The sequence below is a fragment of the Amycolatopsis pigmentata genome, from assembly GCF_042684065.1.
Lineage (GTDB): Bacteria > Actinomycetota > Actinomycetes > Mycobacteriales > Pseudonocardiaceae > Amycolatopsis_E > Amycolatopsis_E pigmentata.
This window is the reverse complement of sequence record NZ_JBHUKR010000005.1, coordinates 1-11,324: the sequence shown is the minus strand read 5'-3', so window position 1 is coordinate 11,324 and position 11,324 is coordinate 1. Positions and strand designations below refer to the sequence as shown.

Sequence of the window (11,324 nt, the reverse complement as noted above, 5' to 3'; positions counted from 1 at the left end):
AGCGCGACCGCGTCGGCGAGCAGATCACCCAGCGCCTTGCCGACGGCGAGTCCCCTCGCCAGACCGGCGACGAGCGCGTCCCCCGCACCCGTCGGGTTGCCGCGCACCGGGCGGGCCGGGCGGGCACGCCAGCCGCCCCCGCCGTCGACGGCGACGAGTCCGTCGGCGCCCAGCGAGACGACCACGGCGATCCCATGGCCGTCGGCCAGGTCCCGTGCCGCGGCCAGGACATCCGGATGACCGCTCAGCTCCGCCAGTTCCGCGGCGTTCGGCTTGACGACCGTCGGCTTGCCGGGTAGCGCCCCGGCGAGGGCCGGGCCACTGGTGTCCACCACGACCGGAAGCCGCGCTTCCCGCGCCGCCCCGGCCAGTACCGCCAGAGCCTCCGGCCGCACGTTCCCGGGCAACGAGCCGCTGATGACGACTCCGCTCGCGCTGCTCAACAGCGCATGGAACCGCTCCTCCACCGCGGGCCACGAGTCGACCACGGCCGGCTCGGTGAGCACGGACGCCTGTCCTGTCGCCGCGTCGACCACCGTCACGGTGTGCCGGGTCGAGTGTCCGGAATGGACGATCTCGATGGGCACGCCCAGCGCGGTCAGGCCGGACCGGAACTCCTCACCGGTGCTGCCGCCGACGGGTGCCAGCACGACGGCCGGATCCCCGAGCGCGGTGAGTACTCGCGCGACGTTGACGGCCTTGCCGCCGGGCCGGCGGGTCACCCGCCGGACCCGGGTGGTGCCACCGGCGTGGAAGGCGCTCACCTCGTAGGTCACGTCGATCGCCGGACTCGGGCACAGGCACAGGATCACGCCGGTTCGTCCAGCACGATCGAGCGGGTCAGCGAGCGCGGCCGGTCCGGGTCGAACCCGGCGGCCAGCGCGCGGCGGACGGTCAGCGCCTGCACGCGGACGAGGTCCGCCACCGGGTCCAGTTCGTCGGCGACCACGGTCGCGCCGGTCGCCGCGATATCGGCGACGAGACCCGGCGCGGGCGCCCCGAAAAGCCATACCACCCGGCCCGCTTCGGCGATCGAGATCGGCCCGTGCCGATATTCCAGCTGCGGGTAGGCCTCGGTCCACAACCGCGCGCCTTCCCGCATCTTCAGGGCGGCTTCCAGACTCGTGCCGTACCGCCAGCCGTCGCCGAGGAAGGTGAACTGCCCGGCGTTCTCGACGTCACCGGGCAGTTCCGCGTCCAGCGCACCGGCGGCCTGCTCGATGACCTCATCAAGCGGTTCGCCGAGCGAACCGCGCAGCAGCATCAAGGTCGTGGTCGCGAACAAGGTCTGGACCACCGATCGTTCGTCGGCGAAGTCGAGCACGATCACCTCGCGCGCCGCCCGTGCCACCGGGCCGTCCTTCAGCGCCGTCACGGCGGTCACCGGCGCGTCCGCACGCTCGATGGCGCGAAGGACCTCGGTCGTCGTGCCGGAGCGAGAGATCACCAGAACCCGGTCATAGCGCCGCCCGGCGGGAAACCGGCTGGCGGCGAACGCGTCCGTCTCGCCCTCCCCCGCCGCTTCGCGAAGTCCGGCATAGGCCATGGCCATGAACCAGGACGTGCCGCAGCCGAGCACGGCCACGCGTTCCCCCGTGCGCGGCAGCACGTCCCGCACGCCGGGGAGCAGGCCCAGCGCCTGCGCCCAGGTCTCGGGCTGGCGGCGGATCTCCCGGACCACATGGGGCTGCTGTTGTGACATTCAGGGCCTTTCCCGTGTTTGTCGGTCGAGTTCTCCGGCGGACGGCTGGCCGGCCGTGCCGCCGACGGCGGTGACCGCCGCCGTTCCGGCGGCCACCCCTCGGCGCAGGCACTCGTCGAGCGGTTTTCCCGCCAGCCAGCCGTCGAGGAAGGCGGCGTCGAAGGTGTCCCCGGCACCCGTGGTGTCGACGGGTTCGCAGGGCACCGCGTCCACGCTTCGGACCGTTCCGTCCGCGGTAACGGCCAGCGCCCCTCGCGCTCCCCGCTTCACCGCCACGAGCACGCCGTACCCGGCCAGTTCACGGGCCGCTGCCGCCGCCTCGCCGATGGCCCGGCCGGTGATCGTCCGGGCGAGGGCGACCGCCTCCGATTCGTTGGGCAGCAGGACATCCACGTGGGGCAGCAGTTCGGCCACCCCACGCCAGGTGCCGCGCGGATCGTCGTTGGTGTCGAGGGAAACCGTGACGCCACCGGCCCGAAGATCTTCGAGCACGCCGGGTAGTTCGGTGGTCAGCGAGGGCTGCAAGAACAGCGAGGCGACATGCACATGCCCCAGATCCGGGATCCCGGCCGCGGCCTGCCGCACCTCGGCGCCGGTGAGGGTCGGGATCGCGCCGGGCCGGGTCAGCATCGCCCGGTCCGCCACTCGCGACAACACGACGGTCAGTCCGGTCGGTTCCGTGGCGCGTTCGACGACGCACAGGCGGACCCCGGCGGCGGTCAGCTCGGCGAGCATCGGCGCGGCCAGCCCGTCGCAGCCGACCGCGGCCAGCAGCGACACCGGCCGGCCCAGCCGGGCGAAGCCGTGCGCGGTGATCGCCGCCGAACCGCCGATGAGCAGGGCGGCGTCGTCGAGCAACTGCTCCGCCTGACCGAACCGGGGCACCACGTCACCGCGGAGCACAAGGTCGGGGTTCGCGTCCCCGACAACGAGCACGGTGGACATGGTCAGCGCAACGCTGCCGGCATGAGGTCACCGTGCGCTTCGAAGAGTCCGTCGCACAGCGCCACGGCCTGGCGCGTGGTCAGCACGGCGGCCGCGTTCGGGTCGAGCAGCACGGCCTGGTAGACGTGCCGCCGGTCGCCGTCCAGCACAGCGCGCACGGTGAGTTCGACGACGTTGAGGAACGTGCGGTTGAGCGCGGCCAGCTGTGGCGGCAGTGCCCCGACCGATCGCGGATGAGGTCCCGAGCCGTCGACGAGAGCAGGCACCTCGACACAGCACTCCGGTGGCAGGTTGCTGATCAACCCGTCGTTGCGGACGTTCAGGTAGATCTCCCTCGCCACACCGGTCTGATGCGCGTGGATGAACTCCGAAGCGAGTTCGGAGGTCGGCGTCAGCGCGAGCGGGGCGCCGCTCTCCAACTCCTCGCGGGTCTCCTGGTACTCGTCGAGGTTGCGCTCGGACCGGCGCAGGTACTCGCCGACCGGAATGCGGAAATGGTCGATCTCTTCGTCGTGGCGCAGGAACCACGGCACGTATTCCGCCCCGTGCTCGCTGGACTCGGTCGGGAAATAGCCGAACCGGCGGAAGATCTCCACCCGGACCCGCCTTTGGAGCTCAGGGTCCGCCTCGATCACCGCACGCAGCTTCGGATACAGGTCGGTTCCGTTGTGTTCGAAGCGAAGAACGAACGCCTGGTGGTTGAACCCGGCGGTCGAGAAGTCCACTTCGGACACCGGGACCCCGGCCAGGGAGGCGAGGAACCGGTGGGTGTCCCGCACCGAATGGCACATCCCGGCGACCCGGTCGAACGGCGTGCCCGCATACACCGCCCAGGGCAGCATCGCCATCGGGTTGCTGTAGTTGAGCAGGTAGGAGTCCGGCGCGAGTTTCGCCAGGTCTTCGCCGATCGCCATCAGCACCGGAATCGTCCGCAGGCCACGGAAGACGCCACCGACGCCGATCGTGTCCGAAATGGTCTGCCGGACCCCGTAGCGCGCCGGGATGTCGAAGTCCGCCCGCGTCGCGGCGTAGCCGCCGACCTGGATCTCGTTGATCACGTAGTCCGCGCCCTCGACCGCGGCCTGACGGTCGGTATTCGAGGCCACCCGCGCGCCCGCCCCGGTCTGCTCGTTGATCCGGCGTGCCAGCGCTTCCGCGTAACCGAGCCGTTCGGCGTCGATGTCGTGCAGCATCAGCTCCAGCTGACCGCGCAACTCGGGAAACCCGCACAGGTCCGTGACGACGTTGCGAGTGAACTCGACGCTGCCCGCCCCGATGAACGCAACCTTGGTCATGCTCGCACTATGACACCTACTGCGCGAAACAAACAATGATTCCGATCCAAACGCGCAGTTTTCCCGCGTTTCCTGCGCAATCGATCTACACGAGCGTGACCTCGCACCCGAGCGCCCGGATCTCGCCCACCATGGCCTCGTCCGCCCGGTCGTCGGTGATCAACAGGTCCACCTCCCTCATCTCGCACACCTGCGCGAGCGCGACCCGGCCGATCTTCGTGGCGTCGGCCAGCACGATGGTCCGCCGGGCGCGCCGGCGCATCACCGCGTTCGCCCGCGAACCCGCGGGGTCGTAGTTCGTGCAGCCCGCGGTGGCGTCGACCCCGTCCACGCCGATGAAGGCGACGTCGAGGTTGTATTCCGACAGAAAGGCCTCGGCGCTGTGGCCGACCGCCTCCTGGCTGCTGCTGCGGATCTCCCCGCCCGCCGCGAACACCCGTAGCCGCGGGTTGTCCAGCAGGTGCAGGGCGACGTTGAGCGCGTTGGTCACGACCGTGAGCCCCTCGTGCTCCAGCAGTGGCCCCGCGAACTCGGTGAGCGTGGTGCCGCCGGTCAGCCCGATCACCCGGGCTCCGGCCAGGTACTTGCGGGCCTCGTGCGCGATCTTGCGCTTCTCCGTCAGATCCTGCGTCGTCTTGTAACTCAGCGGCAGATCGTTGAACGCCGCGTGGATCGTCGCGCCGCCCCGGGTCCGGCTGACCAGCCGCTGTTGCTCGAGCAGTTCGAGATCACGCCGGATGGTCGCGTGCGACACGTCGAACATCTCGGCCAGCCCCGGGACCTCCATCGATCCGTGCGCGACCACAGTGGACAGGATCTGGTTGAGACGTTGGTTGCGGCGCATGCGACGAGAGTAGCGCACGAACAGTCGGACTGCGCACAGCACACCCGTTCTGCGCGCAATTTGCGCACAGGTCCCCGAATGCCCCCGTTTCCGCCAAGAACACCGCAATTCCAGCGAACACTCGGTTGACCGTCCGGCGAACGCCTGCCATAGTCTTCCTCATTGTTCGGACACTCCGATCACAGAACGCGCAGTTTGATGCTCGTATTCTGATCGGATTGCTCGCGGTTCAACGGCCCGGTCCGTCCCCGGTTGCGAGAGGCGCCGCTCATGTTCTCCCTGCGAAACAACGCCCGGCGGGCAGCAGGCTTCGCCATCCTGTCCAGTCTGGCCCTGGTGGGTACCGCCTGCTCGGGCGGCGACGGCGGCGCGTCGTCGGCGACCACCGGGGTGACGATCAACGTGACCCTGGCCGCCCAGCCGCTGCCGCAGGCGGCACTGGACGCCTTCACCAAGGCCACCGGCATCACGGTCAACTGGACCAACATCGACTGGGACAGCCTGCAGACGAAGATCGCCGCGGCCGCCACCGCGAAGACCTACTTCGCCGACGCGACCGACGTGGACTGGTCGCGGGTGGGCCAGCTGGGCAAGCTCAACTGGTTCTACCCCATGGAGAACTACCTCGACACCAAGGCGCTGACCGCCGACATGCCGCAGCTTTCGTCGTTCACGACCGGCGGCCACGTCGTCGGCGTCCCGTACGACGCCTCGTTCCTCGTGGCCACCGTGAACAAGAAGATGTTCGCCGACGCGGGTGTCACGGCCATGCCCACGACAATCGACCAGTACACCCAGGATCTCAAGCAGGTCAAGGAAAAGGGAGGCGTGCAGTACCCGCTGGACATCCCGTTCGCCGCTGCCGAAGGCCTGTCGACGTACTGGTACCAGACCACCGCGGCCTTCGGCGGAACGGTGCTGGACGAGCAGGGGAAGCCCCAGTTCGCCGAACCCGGTTCGGCCGGCTTCAAGGCGGCACAGTGGATGGTCGACGCGCTGCGCCAGGGTCTGGTCGCCCCCGGGAACATCAACGTGACCGACAGCCAGGGCCAGCAGACGTTGATGGCGCACGGAGAGACGGCGAGCGTGTTCGGCGACTACTCGGGCAATGTCGGCAGCCTGTACGACGTGCCGTCGTCGTCGACCGTGGTCCATCAGGTCGCCTACCTGCCGACGCCGGGCGTAGGCGGGCAGGCCGCGAACATGAGCAACCCCGACGGCATCGGCATTCCCCGCAACGCCAAGTACCCGGCGGCCGCCGCGAAGTTCATCGAATGGTTCACCTCCGCGGAGAACCAGGCCGACTTCGCCGGCCTCAACGGGCCGGACAAGGCGTGGGCGGCCTACAACATGCCGTCCCGGCTCACCGCCGTGGACCGGCTCAACACCCACGGCGATCTCATCGGCGGTGACACGCTCGCGTCGCTGCTGAAGTCCCAGGCCCGGCCGGTCTTTCCCGGCGGCGCCCCGTCGTGGTACCCGCAGTTCTCCACCGCGGTCTACACGAACCTGCACGCGGCCGCGACCGGGTCGATGTCGGTCGACGCGGCGATCAAGACCATCGCCGACACCGCGAACCGCCTGGCGAGCGGCCAGTGAACGGAGCACGCCTCGCGGCCAGGCCGGCCGTCGCGGCCGGCCCCGGAAACGCGTCACCACGGCCGAAACGGCGCCGCCGGCCCGACCTCCTGCCGTACCTGCTCGTCGCACCGCTGGCGATCTTCATCGTCGGCCTGGCGCTGGTCCCGGCCGGGTTCACCGTCGTGGAGTCGTTCTTCAAGGTCGACACCCTCGACCCGCCGACCCGGTTCACCGGTCTGGGCAACTTCCGGCAGATCTTCCTCGATCCCCTGCTGCGCGACGCCAGCGTGAACACGCTCGTGTACGTGCTGATCGGCACCGCGCTGTCCACCCTCCTCGGCATCGCGATGGCGGTCACGCTCCAGCATCGGTTCGCCGGCCGCTCGGCGCTGATCGCGATCCTCATCCTGCCGTGGGCACTGCCCGGCGTGGTGGAAGGGATCGTCTGGACCGGGATCTGGGACGCGAACACGGGCCTGCTCAACAGCGTGCTCACCTCGCTGCACCTGATCGATCACTATCACGTCTTCCTCGGCGAGCACCGGTGGCTGACGATCCTGCTGATCGAGATCGTGCAGGTGTGGCAGATGACCCCGCTGTCGGCGCTGCTGATCCTGGCCGCGCTGCAGAACATTCCCGGCGACCTCTACGAGGCGGCCCGCCTCGACGGATGTTCCGGCCTCCAGGCGTTCTGGCGGGTCACCCTGCCGCTCGCCCGGCCCGGCATCGCGATCGCGATGGTGCAGGCGGTGATCACCACGCTCAACGTCTTCGATCAGCCGTACGTGCTCAACGGCGCCGCGCCCGCGGGCTCTTCGGTGATGATCCAGACCTACCTGGTGAGCTTCCAGAACCTGAATTTCGGTGAGGGGTACGCGTTGTCGTTGCTCGTCACGATCGCCACGCTGGTGTTGTCGCTCGGCGTGGTGAAACTCGTCTACCGGCCGGTGGAGTTCTGATGCGCGCCCGGATCCGGTTGCGGTGGCTGGGCATCGCGTTCATCCTGCTGTGGTCGCTGGTGCCGATCTACTGGACGCTCAACACCAGTCTGCAGACCGAAGCCCAGTTCGGCGGCAAACCCGCGCACTACCTGCCGCCCGCGCCGACCTTGAAGAACTACCAGGCGCTGCTCACCGGCTCCGGCTCGCTGCCGGGCCAGATCCGGGGCTCGGCGGTCAACATCGTGGTGGAGTGCGCCGCGGCCACCCTCGTCACCGTGGTCCTGTCCACCCTCGCCGCGTATGCCTTCGCGCGGATGAAGTTCAAGGGCCGCACCGTGTTGTTCTACGCCACGCTGGCGACGATGGCATTTCCGGCTTACACCACGCTGATTCCGCTGTACCAGATCATGACGGAGTTCGGCCTGGTCAACACCTACACCGGCATCGTGCTGGTCTACGTCTCCGGCTTCCTGCCGCTGGCGACCTGGATCATGTACAACTACCTGCTGAGCCTTCCGGCGTCGGTCGAAGAGGCCGGACTCGTCGACGGCGCGAGCCGGATGCAGGTCTTCCGGCACGTGCTGCTGCCCCTGGCCCGGCCCGGCATCATCTCGACCGCGATCATCACGTTCCTGTTCTCCTGGACGCAGTTCCTGTTCCCGTTGGTGCTCTCCACGGACCTGTCGACCCAGCCACTGACCGTCGTCGTGCAGGCGCTGCAAGGGCAACACATCGTGCCGACGACCCTCCTGAGCGCGGCGGGCGTACTCGCCATCGTGGTGCCCGCGATCATCGGCGTCACCCTCAACCGGTACATCGTGAGCGGCCTGCTGGCGGGCAGTGTGAAATGACCGGACTCCACCGGCGCCGAGACAATCACTCCACAAATCCGTTACCGAGCGAATCCCACCGTTCTGGAATCGACGACGGACACTGGACTGGTCCGACGTGGACGAGGTTCTGGTTGAGAAAGGCCGGCCGATGTACTTCTACCAAATGAACAAGGAAATCGAACGTGTCCGTGACGAGCAGGGAAACGAAGAGGCCGACAGGATGGTGCACGGCGTCATCGGTGGCACCTGGGGTCTGGTCGGCGGCGCGGTCGCGGGCGCGACCGCTGGATCGATAGTGCCCGGCGTGGGCACGGCTCTGGGCGCCGTAGCAGGCGGCCTGCTCGGCCTGAAGAAGGGTCTGGAGAACGAAACGCTCGCCGACAACACGAGCACCGGGCTAGGTCTCTTGAGCAGCCTCTCCGGATTTCTGCGGAAATAGCGAAGGGCGTTCGCCGTAGCGTGATCCGCAGCCTCGACGCCCATGTTCACAGCGCGTCGAGACGGATGGCGTTGGCCATGACGCGATATCCCGCATCACTCGGGTGAAGGTGATCACCGGAGTCGTAGACGGGAAGCATCGCCTCCGGATCGCCGGGATCCCGGACGGCGGCGTCGAAGTCGATCCAGCCGTCGAACACACCGGCGTTGTTCCGGATGAAGGCATTGACCTGATCCCGGGCGGCCATGTGCCCGTCCGTGGCGCACGAGCAGCCCTTGATCGGCGTGAGAGTGCCCACGAGGACCCGCACCCGTGCCGCGTGCAGTTCGGCGGCGATCCGGGTCAGGCCGGCGATCACATCGGTGGCCTGGGTGCCGGCGTTCACGTCGTTGATGCCTTCGAGCACGATCGCGGTGCGGACGCCCGGCTGGCTGATCAGATCGTGATTCAGCCGGGCGAGACCGCTCACCCCGCCCGTGCGGCCGTCGGGGAATCCGCTGAACTGGTCTTGCAGGATCTTGTTGGCGGAAATGCCTTCGTTGACCACACCGGGCGCGAAGAACCGTTTGCTCGCGAGCACGCGCCGGGCCAGGAAATCCGGCCATCGGCTGTTCGTGCCGGGGGTGGACGAATAACCGTCGGTGATCGAGTCGCCGAAGGCGACCACACTGCCGGTGAGGACCGGGCCCGCCACGTCGATTCCGGCGAGCACCGTCCAGAAGGCGAACGTCCCGGTGGAGGGGAAATCACCGCGGTCGGCGGCGTGATCACCACTGCCGTCGGCGGTGGTGTACATGTCCTGCAGCGCGACGCTGTGGGCGGGCGCGTTGCGCACAGTGCCCTTCAGATACAGGCTGACCAGAAGATTCGCGTCGGCGGGCACGAAGAACGGAACGGGGTCGCTGACCGCCTGGCCGCCGGCCGGCAGTCCCACTTCCCGCCGCCCGCCGAAGGTCACGGTGACCGGCGTGCTCACCGGTGTCGAACCCTCCCGCTGCACCGCGATGGTCGCGTGGCCGACGAGCAACGGCCCGGGGTCATAGGCGTTGTCCAGTCTGATCCGCATGCCGAGCCCGCCACGGCTGGTGTGCTCGACCATACGAAGCGTGCGGTCGGTCCACGGTCCCGCGGCCAAGCCGTCGTCGGTCGCCGTCGTCCACGTCGCCGTCCAGGGGCCTGCCCCGGGCCGGACACCGAGGGCGAACACGTGCAGAGAAGGTGCGGAACCGCCCGAGCTGATCTTCGGCAGGGTGATCGCCTTGACCGGAATGCCCGGGGCGAGCGGAATCGAAACGGTGTAGAGCTTGGCCGAGAACGGACTCGGCCCGTCAGGGGTGTTCCAGCGCGGGAACGACACGGTCATCCGGTCGCCGGGCCCGAAGAACCAGTCGGGCGCGCCCAGTTCGTAGCTCTGGACGTGGCCGTCGGCATACGCGATCGCGCCGGTTCCCGTGGTGGCGGTGCCGGTGCTGGTCACCAGAAACGACAGCGCCGCCCCCACGAAGCCGCCCCGGACGCGCTGCCCGTCGGCGACGACGTTGTCGGGCCTGCCCGGTGCGAAAGCGGGAAACCTGAGCGGGGCGCCGTCGACGGTGACCGCACGGCCACCATCCCAGCCAGCGGCCACGAGGTCTTCGGCGACCAGGCTGTGCCCGCTCCCGTCCAGGTTCGCGCTGCCGGGCGCGCCGGCGGCACTGATACCGACGTTGTCGAACACCGCGGAAAGGTCGCGCAGGCCGGTCGGGATGGACGTCGCCGAAGCTGCCGCCTGGTCCGCGCTCCCGGCGACGATCGCCGCCCAGACCAGGCTGAGCACGATGCCGAAATGCAGTGCGATACGGCGTCTGCCACGTGACGGACTCACGATCCTCCTCTGGGGGCACAGTGATCGACGGTGAAATGCCATGTTCCGGGCCCCACGAAGAACCGCCGGGTGGTCGCACCGGGCAGCAGCGGCTCCGCACCGAGACGTGGTTCAGACCGGCGGGCACCTGTGATGCGACGGCGATCGCGGAGTAGCCCGGCGAGCCGGAGCTAGACCGGCGAGCTGCCTGTACAGCGCCGCGCTGGCCCCCGCGAACATCGCGTGGTCATGAGTATCCATATTGGACAGACCGGTCCACTGCTCCCACGGTGCCGTCGCGCCACGGCTGATCTCGCATTCCGAAGGTGCCTCTGCAGCGGATTGGAACGTTTCATTGGATCTTATCACCGCGTCTTCGGCAGGCACAACCTTCTTACGATCGCCGCCATTCGGGGGAATCAATGCCACCGGTGATTCCGCGACCTTCGGGATTTGCCGGTGGAATGGTTGCCCGGCATCGGAGGCCGGTCCGGCCGTCGACCAGTTTGAAGCAGCGCGGAACTCCTTGTCGCCGTGGCGGTGGTGGCGGCATTGGTGCCGGGTGGTGGCGAGAGCGCTGGGACTGGACGATGAAGGAGCCACTGTTGCCGTAAAAGGCAACGAAGAAGCTGGGGACGCACTCAGGCTCACGATCGCGTCCTGGACCGAGACCCCAAACGCCCCCGGAAACGAAGTCTGAGAAATCCCCGGAAATCGGCTCACGGCGTCAGAACGGCGGCGGCTCTTCGGGGTTGGGCCGAGGGTATGATTGCGGAGACTTGTCACCGACATCATGCTCATCTGACGCTGCCTCGCACTCGACCTGATTGTCTATTATGGACTGTTCTCCGGTGGACTCGTCCTCGTCCGGTTCGAGTGTGCGGGGTTCGTGGAGCGGCTG

10 protein-coding genes are annotated in these 11,324 nt (G+C 68.5%); 4 read left to right on the top strand and 6 right to left on the bottom strand.

The genetic code is table 11. The annotated features are described in order from the left end of the window. The 5 genes from ACFSXZ_RS07790 to ACFSXZ_RS07770 all read right to left on the bottom strand — a co-directional run. Window positions 1-812, bottom strand: an 812-nt coding sequence (locus ACFSXZ_RS07790; protein ID WP_378262832.1) for a 1-phosphofructokinase family hexose kinase, incomplete at its 3' end; no start/stop codon positions are given. After that, window positions 809-1,702, bottom strand: coding sequence for an SIS domain-containing protein (locus tag ACFSXZ_RS07785; RefSeq protein ID WP_378262830.1), 894 nt, complete (start codon window positions 1,700-1,702; stop codon window positions 809-811). The genes ACFSXZ_RS07790 and ACFSXZ_RS07785, both read right to left, overlap by 4 nt. Beyond that, on the bottom strand, window positions 1,703-2,638 hold the full coding sequence (locus tag ACFSXZ_RS07780; protein ID WP_378262828.1) for a carbohydrate kinase family protein: 936 nt from the start codon (window positions 2,636-2,638) through the stop codon (window positions 1,703-1,705). A gap of 11 nt (window positions 2,639-2,649) precedes the next feature. Further along, window positions 2,650-3,942, bottom strand: coding sequence for an alpha-glucosidase/alpha-galactosidase (melA, locus tag ACFSXZ_RS07775; protein WP_378262826.1), 1,293 nt, complete (start codon window positions 3,940-3,942; stop codon window positions 2,650-2,652). Between the two features lie 85 nt (window positions 3,943-4,027). Next, a complete protein-coding gene (locus tag ACFSXZ_RS07770; protein WP_378262825.1) occupies window positions 4,028-4,786 on the bottom strand; it encodes a DeoR/GlpR family DNA-binding transcription regulator in 759 nt (252 codons plus the stop codon). Window positions 4,787-5,056: 270 nt separating this feature from the next. Between ACFSXZ_RS07770 and ACFSXZ_RS07765 the strand changes: the two genes are divergently transcribed. The 4 genes from ACFSXZ_RS07765 to ACFSXZ_RS07750 all read left to right on the top strand — a co-directional run bounded on the left by ACFSXZ_RS07765 (window position 5,057) and on the right by ACFSXZ_RS07750 (window position 8,580). Next, complete coding sequence (locus tag ACFSXZ_RS07765) at window positions 5,057-6,385, top strand: ABC transporter substrate-binding protein (RefSeq protein WP_378262822.1); 1,329 nt, start codon at window positions 5,057-5,059, stop codon at window positions 6,383-6,385. Continuing rightward, window positions 6,382-7,326, top strand: a complete 945-nt coding sequence (locus tag ACFSXZ_RS07760) for a carbohydrate ABC transporter permease (RefSeq protein WP_378262820.1) — start codon at window positions 6,382-6,384, stop codon at window positions 7,324-7,326. The genes ACFSXZ_RS07765 and ACFSXZ_RS07760 overlap by 4 nt, the downstream gene beginning before the upstream one ends. Continuing rightward, window positions 7,326-8,159 carry a carbohydrate ABC transporter permease gene (locus tag ACFSXZ_RS07755; protein WP_378262818.1) on the top strand — a complete coding sequence of 278 codons (834 nt, stop codon included), beginning with the start codon at window positions 7,326-7,328 and terminating at the stop codon, window positions 8,157-8,159. The genes ACFSXZ_RS07760 and ACFSXZ_RS07755 overlap by 1 nt, the downstream gene beginning before the upstream one ends. Before the next feature lie 97 nt (window positions 8,160-8,256). After that, on the top strand, window positions 8,257-8,580 hold the full coding sequence (locus tag ACFSXZ_RS07750; RefSeq protein WP_378262816.1) for a hypothetical protein: 324 nt from the start codon (window positions 8,257-8,259) through the stop codon (window positions 8,578-8,580). 46 nt (window positions 8,581-8,626) lie between these two features. On the opposite strand, the gene ACFSXZ_RS07745 is transcribed toward ACFSXZ_RS07750, so the two are convergent. Then, on the bottom strand, window positions 8,627-10,444 hold the full coding sequence (locus ACFSXZ_RS07745; protein ID WP_378262814.1) for a GDSL-type esterase/lipase family protein: 1,818 nt from the start codon (window positions 10,442-10,444) through the stop codon (window positions 8,627-8,629). Between the last annotated feature and the right edge of the window lie 880 nt (window positions 10,445-11,324).